Genomic DNA, 19,734 nt, shown 5'->3' with positions numbered 1-19,734 from the left:
GTTTCACGATGGAATCAATTGAAAAGGATCTGCCGTCGCCGTTAGGCGGCCGCATGCTGACATGTCCTGCCGGTGGCAAATGGACAAGTTTTCAACTCATCGATGAGTTTTACTCGGGTGAGCCCTATGCTGGATTGGCCTATGTCGCCACTGATTCGGAAGGCCATAAATACATAGGACGTCTGGATGCAGCGGGCAAGGGCAGAGTGGACTATCACTTTGCGGGGCCTATATCGTTGCTATTTGATCAATCGTATGAAGGAAAGGAACAGCTCTACTCAAGTTTGCAAAGCAGGCGACATTACCCCCTAAAAATAACCGAACTTCAGGTACGCGCCGAAAAAACTCGTTATCTGAACCGGAATGCCACCCGCACACGGGAACGACCCGAGATTGCTGACGGTGCAGACTACTTTCAAGTCGAAGTCCGTCACCTGGTCAGATATGCCTCGCATCTGCCACCCGAGGTGTATCGCGATTACCCTCTCGACTCCGGCTGTGCAGCCATCATGCGCGAACACGGCAAACTGGGTGTCGCTCTGATGCCACAACGTCACACTGTTCTTGAAGTGCGCCCGTTACGCGCGTTGCGACCGATGTTATCCACAGCTCCGCAATTCTGTGCACTCAATCTGTACCAGCTCTCATTGATGGCAACCTTGAGCTACTGCCCCTTCGGTCAGAAGCCAGAAAGTGCTCCCATCAAAGAAAATCGAGTGACCTTTCCTTTGCAACCCAGCGTAGGCAATTGGTTTGGCGACGCCTTGGCCAAGTCCGACGAACTATGGAAAGTCGACTCGAATCAAATCAAAGCCTATTACCCTCTGTACGAAGACGTGCCGTATTCCAAACGCCTGGAAATCGTTCCATTCGACTCGGATCTGTACGAAGTGAATGAACCGAAGAGGATCGAGTCGCAAGAACATCCAGCCAAGGTTCACTTCCTTGATGACAGAAGCGAAGGAAATGAGGCTACCGACACCCAAGCCTTCATCACCCACAACGACGAACTGATCCTGATCGCCGTTCGCGGCACCGCCGAGATCGTCGCCGATGGGTTACGCGATGCCGATGCCTTGCAGGTGCCGTTTGCGGAAGGCGAAGGCCAGGTACATCGAGGTTTCTATGAAGCGGCCAAAAAAGCTGGCGCATTCGCCGTCAATTACCTCGAAAAGTTCTACACCGGCCAAACACTCCTGATCTGCGGCCACAGCCTCGGTGGCGCAATCACGCTGCTGCTGGCCGAAATGCTCCGCCGTAGGCCTGAGGGCTACAAAATCCAGCTCTACACCTACGGCGCCCCCCGCGCCGGCGACGCGGATTTCGTTAAGGGTGCAGCCGATCTCGTGCATCACCGCATGGTCAACCACAACGACCCGGTGCCCAGCGTGCCCGGCAGCTGGATGAACACCAAGGCCGATATCTACGGCACCGGGGCAGCGCTGACCTTCGTGAATGTCCCGCTCGGTCTGTCGGTGTTCGTCGCGGGCATCACCAACTGGACCGGGGAAGCCTACGACCACCACGGCCGTTTGCGACACGCCATGCCGGTGGAGTTCGGCCGCCAGCAGGTGTCGTCAATCCTCTGGGAGCCGGGCTGCGACACCATCACCCAGCACGCAGCCTGCGACGTGGCGATCCGGCAGCGGCACGGCCTGCCGGATCGGCCGACGTTGCTCAAGCAGATCTTCGACGCCGGGCACCATTCGATGACCGGGGCCTACATCCCGGCGTGCTGGGCGGTGTTGCGGCGTTGGCAGGAGGCACAGGAGTCAAACCGCACGCTGGTTACCGAGCGAGAATTCGCGCTGGTTGAGACAGCGCTGCAGCGCATCACCGATCAGTTGCGCCGCCAGCGCAGCAATTTGCCGGGACGGCCGGACAGCTATGTGCGCAGCCGTAAAAACATCGTCGAAGCGCTCAATCATGAAATCGAGAACATCCGCACGACCCGCGAACGGCTGGCCAGTCTGCGGCACCGGCGCCTGACGACCACGGATGTTTATGGATCGCTGGCAGAACAACCGGAACGTCTGGCCGAAAGCCTGCCGCGCTGGCAGCTGCACCGGGAAAACCAGGCAGAAGAACAGCTCGCCATGGCACCTGACGCCGCCGAGGATGACCCGCTGCTGGTAACGCTCTACGGTCACAGAATTGGCGCGCCCCACACTTTCGACATTGACTCGATCATCTGACTCAAGCCTGTGGATACCACACCAGCCGCTCCGCCGCCGGGTTGCGCTCCTCCACCGCAAAACCCAGCGCCAGGTAGTGCTGGCGCGCATGGGGGTTGTTGGCCCAGACCACCGTCGCCACCGGGCAGCGCACTTGCTGCGCGGCTTTTTGCACGCCTTGCAGCACGGTTCGTCCGTAACCTTTGCCCCGGGCCTGTGGAATGAACGCGAGGTACAACACGCGGATTTCATTGACGCCGAAATCGGTGCTGAGTGCGCCGATGGCCGTGCCGAGTTTTTCTACGATGTAGTGCATGGCGTTGGGATGGTTTTCCCCCATGCCCTGCTCCTGCACCTGAAACTGCTGGGCGACGATTTGCTGCACTTGCTCCTGCTCGCCGTCGATCCATTGCAGATCCGGCCGCGCCGATTGATAGAGGCTGTGCAGAAATGGCCCGTCCGACGCCCGCGAAGGCCGCACCACCAATCCGCCCGCCGCCAGGTTGTCCGTCATCTTAATGCTCCCTAGAAACCGCTTTCCCTGACCCCCAGCGCCGCCATCCGGCGCCAGGCCACGCCGAGCACCGATTCGCCGCTGCCCTGCAACACCACCACGCCGCGCAGCGGCTGCACCGGGGTCGGTGCCTGATCCAGCGTAGTCAAACGCACGCCGTATTGCGCCTGCACCGGTTCCGCTCGTTGCTGCTGATCGCGGCGCACGGCAATCGGCCCGTGGTGATCGGAGGTCAGCGCCTCCTGATCGACATAGGCCACACCGTTGGTGTCGATTTCATTGAGTTGCACCGCGATGGCGGCATGCATCGGGTCGTCGGCGATAAACCGCCCGGTGGCACCGGGCTTGACCCGCCACAGTTCGGCTTCGGCCAGGTAACCACGCAGTCGCGTGCCGTCCTCGACCACCCGCGCCAGCGCATCCTTGCTCGACAGCCAGCGACCCGGCGTCAGATTTGGCAGCAGATCACGCACGGTGCCCGCATGAGGTGCGCGCAACAGCAGGCGTTCACGTTGAGCAGTCAGGCCACGGTATTCCGCCACCGCTTCGGCAAGGCGTTGCTCGACGATGCCGGCGTCGGCAGCGGTTTCACTGCGGCCAGCCTGACGGCGCATCAGCAATTGCTGGATGCGGATTTCCCGGCGGACGATGGCCTGCCGCGAATCGAGGTCCGGCGATTCCAGCTCGATCAGCACGTCGCCCTGAGCCACGGTCTGACCATCCTCGACCTTCACGGCTTTGACCCGCGCCGCCGTCGGTGCGTGCAAGGCACTGGCGCGACCGCCCTCGAGCATCGTCGGCAATTCCACCGAACTGCGCCACGGCACGATCAGCACCAGCAACAAGCCGAGTACCGCCAGGCTGCTGAGCAACACCCGAGGGCCGTGAGCCTGTTCGCGGCGGCTCCACCACTGGCGCCACTCACTCATGATCGGCAGAAAGATGAACCACACCAGCTCCACCAGCATCAGGAAGATCCCCAACACCTTGAAGAACAAGTGATAGACCGCCAGCGCGATCCCGAAAAACAACGCCGCACGCCATAACCACGAGCCATACCCCCAGATCAGCAAACGCCGCTGCATCGTCGGCGACCAAGGCTCCGGCGCCGGAGCGCCATAGCCGAACAGAAACTCCCGCAGCCGCCAGCGACACAGGGCAAAGGCCCGGCCCTGCAAATTGTCGACTTCCCATAAGTCGCTGAGCAGAAAGTAGCCATCGAAGCGCATGAAGGGGTTGAGATTGACCACCAGTGTGGTGATCCACGTCGCGCTGGCGAGCATGAACGCCGCCGTGCGACCGGGCCCGTCCGGCAGGAACGACCAGACCAGCAGCGCGATGCTCGCCAGCAGTAATTCCGCCAGCACCCCACCGGCACCGATCAGCAGTCGCGCACGTCGATCATTGACCCGCCAGGCATCGCTGACATCGGTGTAGAACATCGGCAGCAAGACCATGAACGCCACACCCATGCTTTGCACCCGACACCCGGCGCGCTTGGCCATGAACGCATGACCGAACTCGTGACAGAGCTTGGCGAAGAACAGCGCCACACCAAATGAAATCGCCCCGCCGAGGCTGAACAGGTGCGGGAAGGTGCCGACGAAGCGCTGCCAGTCCCGCGACACCAGAAACACCCCGAGCGCCAGCGTCGCCGGCAGGCCGTAGCGCAAAACCCTTGGCCCGAAGCGCTCCAGCCACGGCCAGGCACGGTTGAGAAAAGCGTCCGGGCGCCACAGTGGAATGCGGAAGAACAGGTATTGATGCAGCAGGATTTTCCACAGGCTCTGGCGTTGTACGAGGGCCTTGAGCCGATAACTGGCGCGCTGTTGCTCGTCGAGGGCACTGATCAGATCGTGACCGCGCAGGAACTCCAGCAGTTGCGCCAACTCGTTGCCGTCGAGGGGCAAACCCGGTTCACGATTGGCGGCGCGCAGCACTTGTTCGGGATCGCCCAGCGACCAGTGGCGCAACAGGCGCATGGCCGCCGTGCCGAGTTTGAAGTAGCGCCCGCGCACCGGGTCGGCCAACGTCCAGCGCGGCGAACCGTCCAATGCCGGCGCCGCGGGCGACAATTGCAGGTCGGCACGCAGGCTCGGCAGGGTCATTTAAAGGCCTACGCTCTGGCGCAGCCCGGCGAGCGGACGCCGCAGCAGGTACAGGGCCAGCGGCGCCCGGTCGCCGAAAATTTTTGCGGTGCCGCGCAGGCCGATGCGCGGCGGTGCGTCGGCGAAATTGGCGTCCAGCCGATAGGCCAACTGGCCGCCGGCGGTGGGCTGCGCCTCGTAGGCCGAACGTTCGAGGGTGGCGAGGTGACGTTGCAACGGGTCGCTGTCGAGAAACAGCGCGACTTCGGCGCCCGGCTCCAGCGAAATCGCATCGCCCACGGCCAGTTCGATACGCAGTTCGGCCTGGCTCGGGTCGGCGATTTCCATCAGCCGTTCGCCGGTCTGCACCGGTTTGCCGGTCCAGCGCTCGGCATCGGCGAACACCGCAATGCCGTCGCGCTCGGCACGCACTTCGCTGCGGTTGAGCAGTTCGCGGGCGTAGTCGCGTTCGGCGCGTTTCTGTTCGGCGCGGGCGGCCAGCAGGTCGACCCGGGAGCTGGATTCGGCATCAACGAACGAGCGCTGGGAATTGGCTTTGAGTTCCGCTTCGGCAACCCCGAGCGCACGCTCGGCGACATCGGCCTGAGCCTTCAGCGTCGTGCTTTCAAAACGCAGCAACAGGTCGCCGGTTTTCACGCTCTGGTTGGGTTTGACCAGAAACTCGGCGATCACCCCGTCCAGCGGTGCGGCGACAACGCGCCCGCCCTGAGGCACCACTTCGGCGGGCGCCAGCACCGACTGGCGCACCGGGATCAACAGCCCGAGCAACAACAAGGCGACCAGCGCCACCTGGCGTTTACGGGTCCAGCGCAGCCGCCAAGGTTTTCGCGGTTGCAACGCCAGCCAGGCATGGCTGTAGGTGTCGCCCAGTTGCGACAGCAGCACTTGCTCGGAAGGGTTCCACGGCAGATCACGGGCCAGCCACAAACCGCCGAACACCTGACCCTGACGGTCGATCAGCGGCAACCAGAACACTTGCATGGCCGACAGGCTGCGCCAATCGGCCTGAATCGATTCGCCGACCATTTCCGGCGTGATCACCCGCGCCTGTTTCAGCACATCCTGCTTGAACAACTGCGCCACAGCCTGCTCGACGAACGCCACGAACGGCGCATTCGGCTCCACCGCGCTGACCCCGGTCACCGCCTGCACCTTGCCGGCAATCAACAGCGCCGCATGGCGAAAACCGAACAGCGACTGGCCGTCATTGACCAGGCTGTAGGCCAGTTGCGAAATGTCTTGGGCCGCGCGGGTCTGCCGTTCGAGATCGAGAAACCGCGCGAACACTTGCTCGGCGGCGCCGCTCACCGGGGCGTTCACTTAAGCTCCGGAAAACGCGCGGTGCCGCTCATACCGGCGAGCAAGCCTTTGGCTTCGGGGAGTGTTGCGACCAGCAACAGGGTCTGACTGCCCTCATCGATCCGCGCACCGAGGCGTTTGACCGTGGCGTCGATGGCCTGACCGGTTTCATCGGGCACGAAGCTGAACGACTGACCGGGCTTGAGCCTGGCCATCCAGCGCGACGGCACCAGCAGATGGATTTCCAGGGTGCGGTTGTCGACCACATCGAGCAGCGGCGCACCGGCCGGCACGCTTTCATAACGCTGCACCTTGCGCTCGACCACTTGCCCGTCGAATGGCGCAACCACGCTGCAGCGTTTGACCTGGACTTGATAAACCTGAGATTGCGCCTGGGTCTCGCTGACCTTGGCTTCGGCCCGGGCCACTTCGAAACGCCCGACGGAATTGAGCGCCGCCAGTTGCCGGTTGTGCGCCAGCTCTTCACCGGCGCCACGGCTGGCGGCTTGCGCGGCGTTCAACTGGGCCTGATAGGCCGAACAGTCGAACCGCGCCAGGGTATCGCCCTTCTTGAACGACTCGCCCTCGCTGAACGGCAACTCGATAATCCGCCCCGACAACTCACTGGCCAGCGTCGCCTGATCCCGCGCCCGCAACACCCCGCGCGCTTCACTGCTGGCCGACGCATTCGCCGCCCCGCCGTTATCCAGCAGCGGATCGTCTGGCGCGGGCGTTTGAGCCTGAACTGCACACGTTACAAAGGTCAATCCGACAACCCAACCACGAAAACGCCGCATAACCGTTACTCCCTGACGGATGCTCGGAGTCTACGACAGCGGGGATTAGCGTCAAGCGAAAGGCCATCATTCGGGTGGGAGAATCAACGCTGCGCCATCTCCCCCACCGGATACACCGACTCCCATCCCCCACCCAACGCCCGGTACAACCCGACCATCGCCAGTGAAACGCCGGTGGAGCTTTCCACCCATTGTTCCTGGGTGGCGAGCAGTGCGCCTTGCACGGTGAGGACGTTGACGAAGTCGACCACGCCTTCGACGTATTGCTGTTGTGCGGTGCGCAGGGCGATCTGGTTCTGGCGCACGGCTTCGGCGAGGCTGTCGCGGCGGCGCTGGCTGGCGTTGTAGGCGGTCAGCTGGTCGTCGATTTCGTGCCAGGCGCGCAGGACGGTCTGTTGATAGCCGATCGCCGCTTCCTGTTGCTGGGCTTCGCGCAGTTGCAGCATGCCGCGCAAGCGGCCGCCGTCGAACAGCGGCAGGCTGAACTGCGGGCCAATGCCGAATGCGCGAGAGCCCCAGGAACCGAAATCGCTGAGTTGCATGGCTTGCGAGCCGAGGTTGCCGGACAGGGTGATGCGCGGATAGAAATCGCCCTTGGCCACGCCGATGTTGGCGGTGGCGGCATGCAGACGGGCTTCGGCCTGGCGAATGTCCGGGCGGCGTTCGGCGAGTTGCGACGGCAGGCCGATGGCGACGGTCAGCGGCGACTGCGGTACCGGCGCATCTGTGGATAACTCTTTGGCCAAGGCTTGCGGCGGTTCGCCCATCAACAGGCTGATGGCGTTGATCAGTTGCGCCTGACGTTGCTCCAGCGCTGGCAGGCGCGATTCGATGGCCGCCACTTGCGCGGCCGCTTCGGCGACGTCGAGATCGGTGGCCACGCCGTCGTTGAGGCGCAGTTGCGAGAGCTTCAGGCTGTGCCGTGCGACATCGAGGTTCTGCTCGGTGACGGCGCGGGTGTTCTGCACGCCGCGCAGCTGAATGTAGTTCTGCGCGGTGTCCGCGAGTACCGCCAACAGCACGCCGCGACGGTCGTTTTCCGCGACTTCGAGATTGGCGTCGGCGGCTTCGGTCTCCCTGCGTACGCGCCCCCAGAAGTCCAGCTCCCAGGAGGCGGAGAAACCGGCATCCCACAGGTTGAAGGCAGAATCGCCGTTGTGCCCGGACGGGTCGTTCAGGCCCTCGCCGCTGTTGCGTTTGCGTGCGTAGCTACCGGTGGCGGCAGTCGTAGGATAGCGGTCGGCGCTGATCACCTGACGGGCAGCGCGGCTTTGTTGCAGACGGCTGCTGGCCAGTTGCAGATCGAGATTGCTGCGCAGGGCGCGCTGGGTCAGGGCCGAGAGTTGCGCGTCGTGAAAGACTTCCCACCAGCGCTCGTTCAAAGGTTCGCTGACAGCCTGGCTGACGGCAGTTTTTGACGGTTTTGCCCACTCGGCAATCTGCGTGGCTTCGGGTTTCTGGAAGTCCGGGCCGACGGTGCACGCCGCCAGCGCCGACAGACTCAGGACCACTGTCAGGGACTGAAAGCGCTTCATCGCTGTGTCACCTCACGCACCGACGTCGCCGAGCTTTCGGTGTCGATGCTCGCCTCCACCGACATCCCCACCCGCAAGCGTTCGGCCAGCGGCTGGCCCGGATCCAGCAGGACCTTCACCGGAATCCGCTGCACGACTTTGGTGAAGTTGCCGGTGGCGTTGTCCGGTTTGACCGCCGCGAAAGTCACGCCGGTCGCCGGGGCAATGCTCTCGACGCGGCCGGTGAGGGCTTCGCCGCCGAGGCTGTCGACCCGCACCATAACGTCCTGCCCCGGCTGCACATCGGTGAGCTGGGTTTCCTGGAAGTTGGCGACCACATAGGCCTGCTTCAGCGGCACCACCGCCAGCAGTTTGCTGCCCGGTGTCACATAGGCGCCGACCCGCACGGCGCGCTCGCCGATCATGCCGTCCTGGGGCGCGGTGATGCGCGTGTAAGACAGCTCGAAACTGGCGATTTCCAGCGCGGCCTGCGCGTGTTTCAAACTGCCTTCAGCGGCATCGCGCTGCGCCGTCAGAATCTCGACCTGCTTACGTTCCGCTGCCAGTTTCGCGGTGGCCGTGTCCAGCCGCGCAGAGGCCTGATCGATCCGGGTGCGCGCCTGTTGCGCGTTCTGCACGGTGCCGGCACCGACGCCGGCCAAGTGGTTATAGCGGTTCAATTCCTGCTGGGCGAAGGCCATTTCAGCCTTGGCCGAAACCACCGACGCCTGCGCCTGAGCGATCACCGAGGTCTGGCGCTCCAGCGTGGCCTTGGCGTTCTGCAATTGAGCGCGGGCGACCAGGGTTTGCGCATCGGCGGCCTCGGCGGCGGCGCGCAGGTCGCGGTCATCGATCAGCGCCAGCAACTGCCCGGCCTTGACCTGCTGGTTGTCTTCCACCAGCACCTCTTTGATGAACCCCGCCACACGCGGCACCACCAGGGTGAAATCGGCAGAAACGAACGCATCGTTGGTGTTCTGCTGAGTGCGCTTGCCGAACAGGCCGGGCATCGCCAGATACACCAGCACACCGACCGCCAGCGCAGCGGCCACAGCCACCGCGAGTTTCTGCTTTGCTTGAGTCGTCATAAGAACCTTCTATTTCAGTCAGGTCGGCGCGCGCGGCGGGAAGATCCGCGTCGGCAGCCAGAAAATCAGCAGGATCAGCGCCACCGCGACGCCGGCCATGCACAGATAAAGATCCGAAGAAGTCAGCACCACCGCCTGTTCATGCAGGCGATGGGCGAGGCCGGGGTCGTTGCTTGCGGCCAGCGGCGAGTTGCCGAGGCGATCGACCAGCATCGTCGAGTGAAAATGCAGGCGCGAAGTGGTCAGCGCCTCGATCACGCCGGTGGCGACCACCGCCGCCAAGCCTTTCACGGTGTTGAACCAGGCCGAGGCGAATGGCCCGTCCTGCGGCTGGATGCTGCCGGTCGACAGCATCAGCAACGGCAGCACCGCCATCGGCTGGCCGAAAATCTGCAGCCATTGCAGCACGTAGAAATCGTCGCGAATCCATTCCGAGGTCAGCTGCGAGCCTCCCAGACACGACAGCGTCAACATGCTCAAACCGACGCCGAGCACCCAGCGGCAATCGACCCAACGCAGGTTGCACAACGCCGCCACCAGCGGCAGCGCGAGCAGTTGCGGCAGCGCCGCGATCAGCATGATCGGCGCGGTCTGTACCGGCCGATAACCTTGCACCTGAGCCAGGTAACTCGACGGAATCAGTACCACCGCCAGCAGCACCACCAGCACGCCGGCCAACGTCATCAACGCGAACGACAGGTTGCGGATGCCGAGCATCTGCAACTTGAAAAACGGGATTGGCTGCGACCATTCATTGATCAGAAATGCCACCAGCAACAGCGAACCGGCGCCGAGCAAAGCGCAGATCAGGTTCGACTCGAACCAGTCAAGGCGATTGCCTTGCAACAGGCCGATCACCAGCATGCAGATCGCCGGAAAGCCCAGCAGCAGGCCTTTCCAGTTGAATGACTTGAGGCGCTCCAGACGCAGCGGATCCTGCGGCAAGCCGTACGCAACAGCGGCCATGGCGATCAGGCACGGCACGATGATTTGCCAGAACGTCCACTGCCAGCCGACGTACTCAGTCCACAGCCCGGCCAGCGGCGTACCGAGACCAGGGCCGAAGGTAGCGGTCAGGGCATAACCGGCGAGGCCATACAGTTTGATATTGGCCGGTAGGAAACGCAGGGCAACGGTCATCAGCATCGGCGGCAGCGCACCGCCGGCCAAGCCTTGCAGGATGCGCATCAGCAGCAGGCTTTCGTAGTTCGGGGCGAACGGGCAAAGCACCCCGAGCAGGGTGAACACGCCGATGGCGCACAGGGTGAAGCGACGAAGGGAAAAGGTCACCGAGCACCACGGCGCGAACGCCATGGCCGCCACCGAGGTCGCGATGTAACTGGCGACCAGCCAGGTGCCTTCGTCGTAACCGATGCTCAGGGCGCCGCGAATGTCGGCCAGGGCGACCTTGGTCACCATCTCGTTGAGACCCGACACCAGCACCGCCAGCAGCACACCGACCAGACCGATGATGATCCGCGCCCCGAACACCGGTGGCGCGGCTGCCATCGGAGCGGTAGCGGCAATCGGTGCCGTGACCGTCAGGGATGTCATGCAAGCAAACTCCGGAGGGAAAAATACCGGAGCATGTTAGTAGGGCTTAGTGCTGACGAAAATTGACTTATTGGCAGCTTATAAGTGCGCCAGACGCAATCGTCAGGGCTGTGCCGCCAGCCAGGTTTCGTCGCAGCAGGTCTTGAGGGTTTCACGCAGCCAGCGGTGGGCCGGATCCTTGTCGAAACGCGGGTGCCAGGCCTGGGTCAGCATCAGGGTCGGCAACGGGACCGGCAGATTGAACGAGCGCAGCTTCAAGCCCAGCCGCCGCACGCTGAGCAGCGCTTCCTTGGGCACCGGCAAAATCAGGTCGGAGTCCGGCAGGGCGAACATCGCCGCGTGGAAACTCGGCGCAATCACTGCCACCCGTCGCTCCAGCCCCAGGGCATTCAAAGCGGTGTCGATGGGCCCACGGGCGATGCCCCGGCGGGACATGCTGATGTGGGAAAAACCGGCGTAACGTTCGGCCGTGATCTCGCCATCCAGCAGCGGATGATCCTCGCGCACCAAGCCGACGAAGTGGGTGGAAAACAGGTTCTGCACTTTGACTTCCGGCGTCACCGGGCGGGTGTTGCTGACACTCAGGTCGATCCGCCCTTCGCGCAGGGCTTCATCGTCGCCATCACCTTCGGGAACGAAACGCAACTCACAGTGCGGCGCCAGTTGATCGAGGGTGTCGAACAGCTTGCCGCCGTACACACCGACGAAGAAGTCGTTGGCGCGAATGCTGAAGCGCCGGCGCAACGTCCCCAGTTCCACCGCATCGGCCGAGCGAAACAGCAGCGCCGCCTGCTCGACCACATCGCGCACCTGCTCGCGCAGCTCCAGGGCCTTGGGCGTCGGCACCAGGCCGCGACCGGCGCGCACCAGAATCGGATCGCCAATGGCTTCGCGGATCCGCGTCAGCGTGCGGCTCATGGCCGCGGGGCTGAGGTTCATCCGCCGCGCGGCGCCGACCACGCTGCCCTCGTCGAGCAAAGCGTCGAGGGCGACCAACAGGTTCATGTCCGGGAGTTGCATGCTGAGCACTCGTGACCGATCAGGATTGATTCGCACGCAATGCTAGCAGATCAGAAAATCAGCGCTGCATTCCCCAGCGCTTCACCGTCACCCGCTCCAGCGTGTCGAACACCAGGTTCTCCACCAGCAAACCGATGAGGATCACCACCGCCAGACCGGCAAACACCTTGTCGGTGTACAACTCATTGCGGTTCTGGAAGATGTACCAGCCCAGGCCACCTTTGCCGCTGGTGGCACCGAACACCAGTTCGGCGGCGATCAGGGTACGCCAGGCGAAAGCCCAGCCGATTTTCAGCCCGGCGAGGATCGATGGCAGCGCCGCCGGAATCAGGATGAACAGCACGAAGCGCATGCCCTTCAAGCCGTAATTACGGCCCGCCATGCGCAGGGTTTCCGAGACGCCGAGAAACCCGGCGTAAGTGTTCAACGCCAGCGCCCACAGCACCGAATGCACCAGCACGAAAATCAGGCTGTTCTGGCCCAGGCCGAACCACAGCAACGCCAGCGGCAACAGCGCAATCGCCGGTAGCGGGTTGAACATCGAAGTCAGGGTGCTGAGCAAGTCCCGACCCACCTGGGTCGAAACCGCCAGCGTGGTCAGAGCGAAGGCCAGGACGATGCCGATCAGGTAACCCTTGATCAGCACCACCAGCGAGATCCACACCTTGCCCAGCAGCTCGCCGCTGAGCAGGCCGTCGTACAGCGCATGACTGGTCTGCAAAAAGCTCGGCAGCAACAGGTCGTTGTTTTGCACCCGGGCGACCACCTCCCAGAGCACGGCGAGCAAAATCAGGATCACGCTTTTGCGCAGCCAGCCCTGTTGCCACAGGCGCTGGCCCAGCGGCAGCTCGCGCTCCACCGGGACGCTGGTCAGCGGTTGCAGATCGTTTTCGAATGCTTGACGTACGGATGATGAATGGCTCATCGGGCAATCCTCCAGGCGGCTCAATAAGCGATGCGGATATCGGTGAAATCCAGTTCGCGCTCGGCTTCCGGCGACTGCCCTTCATCGAACAGCAAACGGTGAATGCGCCGTGCCGACTCTTGAAACGCCACGCCGCCAAGGCTGTGCAAATCGTATTGATGACTGTGCACTTCCGCCCTCACCCGGCCCGGGTGCGGCGATAACAGCAGGATGCGATTGCCGACCACCAGCGCTTCTTCAATCGAGTGGGTGACGAACAGCAAGGTGAACCGCACCTCCTCCCAGAGCAGCAGCAATTCCTCCTGCATCTTGCGGCGGGTCAGGGCATCCAGCGCGGCGAACGGCTCGTCCATCAGCAGGATTTTCGGCTGCATCGCCAGCGCCCGGGCAATCGCCACCCGCGCTTTCATGCCCCCGGACAAGGTGTGCGGATAGGCATCGGCGAACGCCGCCAGACCGACTTTTTCCAGATAATGCAGCGCACGCTCTTCGGCTTCCTTTTTCTTCAACGTGCGCGAAGCCAGCAGCGGAAACATCACGTTCTGTTTGACGGTTTTCCACGGTGGCAGTTGATCGAACTCCTGAAACACCACGATCCGGTCCGGCCCCGGCGCATCGACGCGCTGGCCTTGCAGACGGATCTCGCCCTCGCACGGCGCTATGAACCCGGCGACGGCTTTGAGCAAGGTGGATTTACCGCAGCCGGAAGGACCGAGCAGCACGAAGCGATCCTGTTGATCGACTTCGAAACTGACCTGATGGGTGGCCCGCACGACGCGCTGCGGCGTGCGGTATTCGAGGCTGACCTGGTCGACCGCCAGCAGCGCTTGCGCGGTGGCGATCGGGTTGCTGGCCGCGTGGCCTTGCAAAGGGGCGTTCATGTCGATCAGCTCCCCTGCAACGGTTTGGCGTCCTGGAAGAAGTAGTCCTTCCACGATTCGGGTTTGTTCTTGATCGCGCCGACGCGGTAGAGGAATTCGGCGAGCGGGTAGGTGTTTTTCGGCGTGACGCTGAATTCGAACTGCGGGTTGTCGATGATTTTCAGCAACGCGGCGCGGTCGATCTTGGCCTTGGTCACGCGGATGTAGGTGTCCGCCGCCGCGCCTTTATCGTTCTGCGCAAATTGCGCGGCTTCGGTCAGCGCTTCGACGAACGCCTTGTAGGTTTTCGGGTTCTCGTTGCGGAATTTCTCGGTGGCGAACAGCACGGTCGGCGAGTTCGGGCCGAGCACGTCATAGGAGTTGAGCACCACGTGCACATTCGGATTTTCCAGCGCCTGATCCTGGAACGGCGGGTTGGAGAAGTGCCCGGTCAGCTCGGTGCCGCCGGCAATCAGCGCAGCGGTGGCGTCCGGGTGCGGAACGGCGATGGTGTACTTGTCGAGGCGATTGAATTCCTTGTCGCCCCACTGCTTGGCCGCCGCGTATTGCAGGAAGCGCGACTGCACGGAAACGCCCACTGCCGGCACCGCAATGCGGTCCTTCTCGGTGAAGTCGGCGATGGTTTTGACCTTGGGATTGTTGCTGACGAGGTAGTACGGGAAGTTCCCCAGCGAGGCCACGGCTTTGACGTTCTGCTTGCCGTGGGTGCGATCCCAGATGGTCAGCAGCGGCCCGACGCCGGCGCCGGCAATGTCAATGGAGCCGGAGAGCAGCGCATCGTTGACTGCCGCACCGCCGGACAACTGGGTCCAGTCGACCTTGATGTCGAGGCCTTCCTGCTTGCCGTACTTCTCGATCAGACCCTGATCGCGCACCACATTGAGCAACAGATAGACAATACCGAACTGTTCGGCGATGCGGATTTCACCTTCGGCGTGGGCCGCGGTCGGCGCCACCAGGCTGCCGGCGATCAGGCTGAAACCGAGGCCGATGGCCGCTGCCAGCGGCGCGAATGGAAGACGTTTGGACATGATCGGATCTCCGGCGAATCAGAAAGGCGCGTCGCCCTGAATGGTGGTGCGATACAGCTTGCGGCGCAGGTGCGCAGGGCAACCGGCGGCAAGGTGGATCAGCGAGCGGTTGTCCCAGAACACCAGGTCGTGTGGCTGCCATTGATGGCGATAGATGTTCTGCGGCAGCACGCTGTGGGCGTAGAGCTCGTCGAGCAGTTGTTTGCTCTCGTCCTCCGGCAGGCCGACGATGCGGGTGGTGAAGCCTTCGCTGACGAACAAGGCCTTGCGGCCGTTTTCCGGATGGGTGCGGACCACCGGGTGCACGACCTCGGCGACCTGGGCCAATTGCTCCGGGGTCAGGGTCGGGCGCCAGTTGCCTTCGAATTTGGTTTCGCTGTAACGCGCGGTGTAGGAATGCGCAGCCGAGCGGCCTTCGACCGCTTTGCGCAGTGCGTCGGGCAGGCTGTCCCAGGCTTTGTGCATGTCGGCGAACAGGGTGTCGCCGCCTTCGGACGGCAGCTCTTGGGCGTGCAGCATCGAGCCGAGGCTCGGCAGCTCTTTATAGGAAAGGTCCGAGTGCCAGAACTTGCCGGCATCACCGAGGCCGATGTTCTGGCCGTTCTCGACGATGTTGGAAACGATGAGGATTTCCGGGTGATTGGCCAGCAGGAACTGCTTGAGCACGTGGATCTGCAACACGCCGAAGCGGCGGCTGAAGTCGATCTGCTGTTGCGGGGTGATGCGCTGGTCGCGGAACACCACGACGTGGTGATCGAGGTGCGCGCGGTGGATGCGGGCGAAGTCTTCGTCGTTGACCGGACGGGTCAGGTCGAGGCCGATGATTTCGGCGCCGACGGCACCGCTGAACGGGCGGATCTCGAAGGTTTGCGGCGCGACAGTCGCGGCGCTTGGGGTAGCAGTAGCTGCGGACATCAATCAATCTCCCACGCACGGCACGCTAAGGGCGCGCGCGTCGATCAGAATCTCACGCTGGATTGCGTGTTGGTTCGTGTCGTGCGGCGCGCCGATTGGTCGGCAGGTACGCAGGAGGCTGACTTTATAGCTATAAGAAGCGGAATTTAAATACTGTTAACGAATAACGATATGGCGATTGCTTTGGAATGGACTGGATGGTGAGTGACCATTTGTGTCACTTACTGACAGGGATGTGGTGTTCAAACTGACGCCATCGCTGGCAAGCCAGCTCCCACAGGGAGCTCGGTTAGAACACAATTGTGTGCTCATTAAAGAACTCTGTGGGAGCTGCGGTGCGACGATTCGACTTGCCAGCGATGAGGCCCGAAAGGCCAATAAAGATCTAGCGTTCGTGCAACGCCTCGGCGCGCGCCCGGATGATCGGTTTGAGCAGATAGCTCAGCACGGTCTTCTTGCCGGTGATGATGTCCACCGACGCGACCATCCCCGGGATGATCAGCAACGGCTTCTCGTCAGTGCCGAGATGGCTGCGCTCGGTGCGCAGCTTGATGACGTAGTAGGTGGTTTTCTTGTCTTCGTCGGTGATGGTGTCGGCGCCGATCTGTTCCAGCTTGGCCTTGAGCCCACCGTAGATGGTGTAGTCATACGCGGTGAACTTCACCGTGGCTTCCTGACCCGGATGCAGGAATGCAATGTCCTGCGGACGGATCTTCGCTTCGACCAGCAGCGTGTCGTCCAACGGCACGATTTCCAACAGGTCGCTGCCCGGCTGGATCACGCCGCCGATGGTGTTGACCAGCATCTTGTTGACGATGCCCCGCACCGGCGAGGTGACGAGCGTCCGGCTGACCCGGTCTTCCAGCGCCTTGCCGGTGGCCTGGGCCTTGTTCAGGTCGGTGCGCGCCTCGTTGAGCTGGGTCAGGGCTTCACTGCGGAACTTGCCGCGCGTCTCGTCAATCTTGCGCTGCACTTCCTTGATCGCCGATTCGGCGCGCGGGATCGCCAGGGTGGTGGCATCGAGCTGACCACGGGTTTCCACTTCGGCACGCTTGAGTCGCAGCACTTCCACCGGCGACACCGCGCCCTGGGCCACCAGCGGCTCAGACATGTTGATTTCCTGACGTTGCAGGCCGAGTTGCTGGCGGTACTGCGCCTGCTTCGAGGTGAACTCACGCAGCTCTTGCTGACGCTGGATCAACTGTTCCTGCAAACCACCGACTTCATCGTGCAGTTGCTGACGACGGCTGATGTACAACGATTCTTCACTTTTCGCCTGACCCGGCACGGCTTTGAGCACGTCCTCGGGGAAATTCAGCGGCCGGTCATCGACCTCGGCACTCAGGCGCTCGACCCGCAGCAGCATCGACAGGCGATCAGCCTCGGTTTCACCGACGTTGGAGGCGAATCGCGTGTCATCCAGCCGTACCAGCGGTGCGCCGGCCTCGACGATCTGGCCTTCCTTGACGAACAGCTCGGAGACGATCCCGCCCTCGAGGTTCTGGATTTTCTGGATCTTCGACGAGGGAATCGCCTTGCCGTCGCCCTTGGTCACTTCGTCGATGACGGCGAAGTTGGCCCACAGCATCAGGAACACGAAGAAGCCGATGATTGCCCAGATCGTCAGGCGCACCACGCGCGGCGCGTCCTCGATCAAGGCCTTGTTGACCTCTGGCAGCGGCTGGCCCTGCAGCGATGCCGAGCCCTTGAAGTAGCGGCGGATCGAATCCTTGAAACCCGACTTAAGCAACACTGATCTGCCCCTTCTTCAACGCTTCCATGACGGCCGCTTTCGGACCGTCGGCGAGGATCTGTCCACGGTCGACCACCAGCAGGCGATCGACCAGCGACAGCAGCGATGCCCGGTGCGTCACCAGCACCACGGTCTTGTTTTCCACCACCGCCGCGAGGCGTTGCTTGAGGCGTTCTTCGCCGGTGTTGTCCATGGCGCTGGTAGGTTCGTCGAGCAAGAGAATCGGCGGATTGAGCAACAGCGCCCGGGCCAGGGCGACGTTCTGGCGCTGACCGCCGGACAGGTTCTGCCCGCGCTCGCCGACTTGCAGTTCATAACCCTGCGGGTGCAGTCGGGCGAATTCGTGGACGCCGGCCAGTTCAGCGGCCTGCAGGACAAGTTCGTCTTCGACGTAACGAGCGCCGGAAATCAGGTTGTCGCGCAGGGTGCCGGCCAGCAGCTGGATGTCCTGCGGCACGTAGCCGATGTTGTAGCGCAGCTCGCTGACGTCGATCTGTCGAATGTCGACGCCATCCACCAGCAACGCACCATCGTCCGGCTGATAGAGGCCGACCAGCAGTTTCGCCAGTGAGCTTTTGCCGGAACCGCTGCGGCCGATGATGCCGATCTTCTCGCCGGGACGGATCACCAGGTTGATGTTCTTCAGCGCCGGGTTCTGTTGCTCCGGGTAAGTGAAGCTGAGCTGGCGGCATTCGATCGCGCCTTGCAGAACCTTGCGGCTCAGTGGGCGTTCTTCGAAATTGCGCTCCTGAGGCAACTCCATCATCTGGTCGACCGAGGTCATGGTCACCCGCGCCTGCTGGTAGCGGGTCAGCAGACCGGACAACGACGCCAGCGGGCTGAGGGCGCGGCCACTGAGCATGTAGCAGGCGATCAGGCCGCCCATGCTCAGGTTGCCGGCGATGATCTGGTACACGCCGAAGACGATCATGATCACCCCGGCCAATTGCTGGATCAGCAGGGTGATGTTCATCGCCAGACCGGAGAGCATTTTCACCCGCAGCTCGAGGCGGCTGAGGGTGCCGATGGTTTGCTCCCACTGATATTGGCGTTCGCTTTCGGCGTTGTTGACCTTCACCGCGTCGAGGCCGGCGAGGGTTTCGATCAGGCTCGACTGACGCTCGGCGCCGAGGGCCATGGTGCGTTCCATGGTTGCCACCAGCGGCTTCTGCAAGGCGTAGCCGATCAGCAGCGCAATCGGGAAGGCCAGCACCGGAATCCACACCAGATGCCCGCCGAGAATCGCGATGACAATGAAGATCAGGATGGTGAACGGCAGGTCGATCAGGCTGGTCAGGGTCAGCGAGGCGAGGAAGTCACGCAGGCTCTGGAACTCATGGATGTTCTGGGCAAAGCTGCCGACCCGCGCCGGGCGGTACTTCATGGCCATGCCAACGATGCGTTCGAACAGCGTGGCGGAGATGATCAGGTCGGTTTTCTTGCCGGCCAGATCCAGGCACAGGCTGCGCAGGCTCTTGAGGATCAGGTCGAACAGATAGGCGCCGGTGATGCCCAGCGCGAGGACCCACAGGGTCGCTTCGGCCTGGTTCGGCACCACGCGGTCGTAGACGTTCATCACGAACAGCGGCGCGGCCATGGCGATGATGTTGATCAGAAAACTGGCGGCGATGGCGTCGGCATACAGCCAGCGCGAACGCTTGAGGGTGTCGCGAAACCAAGAGCGCGCACGCGGGATCAGCGTGCCGTGGTTGACGTCGAATTTGTGCTGGGGCTGGGCGAAGAACACTTTGCCGGTGTAGTCGTCGGCCAGCAGCTCGCGGCTGACCAGGGATTCACCGCCGTCGCTTTCGCTGAGCAGCACCCGCGCGTCGTTCTCACCCTGCCAGCCGAGCAGGACGGCACTGCGGCCATCCTTGAGCAGCAACAGCGCCGGCATGGCAATCGCCGGAATCTCTTCCAGCTTGCGCTGCAGCACCCGTCCTTGCAGCCCGGCGCGCGCCGCCGCACGGGGCAGCAGCTCGACACTCAGGCGTTGTTTGGGCAGCGGCAGGCCGGTGGTCAGCATCGCCGCGCTGGCGGGTTTCTGGTGGAGCATGCAAAGAGCGAGCAGACCGTCCAGTAACGGATCGTCATGCAACGCGCGTGGATCATGACTGAGATGAACTCGACTGACTTCTGATTCCACGCTCGACACTCTTTA

Annotated in this window: 15 protein-coding genes; 1 reads left to right on the top strand and 14 read right to left on the bottom strand. The window is 62.9% G+C overall.

Annotation, left to right across the window (positions count from 1 at the left end):
• The first annotated feature begins 8 nt into the window (after positions 1-8).
• Entirely contained in the window at positions 9-2,195 is a 2,187-nt protein-coding gene (locus GQX66_RS03555) for a lipase family protein (protein ID WP_240866464.1), read from the top strand.
• A gap of 1 nt (position 2,196) precedes the next feature.
• On the opposite strand, the gene GQX66_RS03550 is transcribed toward GQX66_RS03555, so the two are convergent.
• The 14 genes from GQX66_RS03550 to GQX66_RS03485 all read right to left on the bottom strand — a co-directional run bounded on the left by GQX66_RS03550 (position 2,197) and on the right by GQX66_RS03485 (position 19,719).
• Positions 2,197-2,694 carry a GNAT family N-acetyltransferase gene (locus GQX66_RS03550; RefSeq protein ID WP_134023755.1) on the bottom strand — a complete coding sequence of 166 codons (498 nt, stop codon included), beginning with the start codon at positions 2,692-2,694 and terminating at the stop codon, positions 2,197-2,199.
• A 5-nt stretch (positions 2,695-2,699) separates the two neighbouring features.
• A complete protein-coding gene (locus GQX66_RS03545; RefSeq protein WP_240866461.1) occupies positions 2,700-4,796 on the bottom strand; it encodes a biotin/lipoyl-binding protein in 2,097 nt (698 codons plus the stop codon).
• Positions 4,797-6,116, bottom strand: coding sequence for an HlyD family efflux transporter periplasmic adaptor subunit (locus tag GQX66_RS03540; protein ID WP_240866458.1), 1,320 nt, complete (start codon positions 6,114-6,116; stop codon positions 4,797-4,799). It lies immediately after the preceding gene.
• Positions 6,113-6,892, bottom strand: a complete 780-nt coding sequence (locus GQX66_RS03535; RefSeq protein ID WP_085748527.1) for an efflux RND transporter periplasmic adaptor subunit — start codon at positions 6,890-6,892, stop codon at positions 6,113-6,115. Before GQX66_RS03535 ends, GQX66_RS03540 begins: the two co-directional genes overlap by 4 nt.
• A gap of 83 nt (positions 6,893-6,975) precedes the next feature.
• Positions 6,976-8,427, bottom strand: a complete 1,452-nt coding sequence (locus tag GQX66_RS03530) for an efflux transporter outer membrane subunit (RefSeq protein ID WP_240866455.1) — start codon at positions 8,425-8,427, stop codon at positions 6,976-6,978.
• Complete coding sequence (locus GQX66_RS03525) at positions 8,424-9,494, bottom strand: HlyD family secretion protein (RefSeq protein ID WP_240866452.1); 1,071 nt, start codon at positions 9,492-9,494, stop codon at positions 8,424-8,426. The genes GQX66_RS03530 and GQX66_RS03525 overlap by 4 nt, the downstream gene beginning before the upstream one ends.
• 18 nt (positions 9,495-9,512) lie before the next feature.
• Entirely contained in the window at positions 9,513-11,048 is a 1,536-nt protein-coding gene (locus GQX66_RS03520) for an MFS transporter (RefSeq protein WP_240866449.1), read from the bottom strand.
• Positions 11,049-11,150: 102 nt separating this feature from the next.
• Complete coding sequence (locus tag GQX66_RS03515; RefSeq protein WP_039773030.1) at positions 11,151-12,068, bottom strand: LysR family transcriptional regulator; 918 nt, start codon at positions 12,066-12,068, stop codon at positions 11,151-11,153.
• Between the two features lie 58 nt (positions 12,069-12,126).
• Entirely contained in the window at positions 12,127-12,993 is an 867-nt protein-coding gene (locus GQX66_RS03510; RefSeq protein ID WP_207867049.1) for an ABC transporter permease, read from the bottom strand.
• Between the two features lie 20 nt (positions 12,994-13,013).
• A complete protein-coding gene (locus GQX66_RS03505; RefSeq protein WP_085748531.1) occupies positions 13,014-13,874 on the bottom strand; it encodes an ABC transporter ATP-binding protein in 861 nt (286 codons plus the stop codon).
• 5 nt (positions 13,875-13,879) lie between these two features.
• Positions 13,880-14,905: an ABC transporter substrate-binding protein gene (locus GQX66_RS03500; RefSeq protein WP_074689341.1), complete on the bottom strand. Its 1,026-nt coding sequence runs from the start codon at positions 14,903-14,905 to the stop codon at positions 13,880-13,882.
• Between the two features lie 18 nt (positions 14,906-14,923).
• Positions 14,924-15,820, bottom strand: coding sequence for a TauD/TfdA family dioxygenase (locus GQX66_RS03495; RefSeq protein ID WP_085613330.1), 897 nt, complete (start codon positions 15,818-15,820; stop codon positions 14,924-14,926).
• A gap of 385 nt (positions 15,821-16,205) precedes the next feature.
• The gene (locus GQX66_RS03490) at positions 16,206-17,573 is read right to left on the bottom strand and encodes an HlyD family type I secretion periplasmic adaptor subunit (protein WP_011331851.1); all 1,368 of its coding nucleotides are present in this window, start codon (positions 17,571-17,573) and stop codon (positions 16,206-16,208) included.
• The gene (locus GQX66_RS03485; protein WP_064382650.1) at positions 17,563-19,719 is read right to left on the bottom strand and encodes a type I secretion system permease/ATPase; all 2,157 of its coding nucleotides are present in this window, start codon (positions 19,717-19,719) and stop codon (positions 17,563-17,565) included. Before GQX66_RS03485 ends, GQX66_RS03490 begins: the two co-directional genes overlap by 11 nt.
• Positions 19,720-19,734: the final 15 nt, after the last annotated feature.

The organism is Pseudomonas sp. B707 (assembly GCF_022496685.1).
In the GTDB taxonomy this organism is placed as follows: domain Bacteria; phylum Pseudomonadota; class Gammaproteobacteria; order Pseudomonadales; family Pseudomonadaceae; genus Aquipseudomonas; species Aquipseudomonas paraglycinae.
This window is presented reverse-complemented; position numbering and strand designations above follow the sequence as displayed.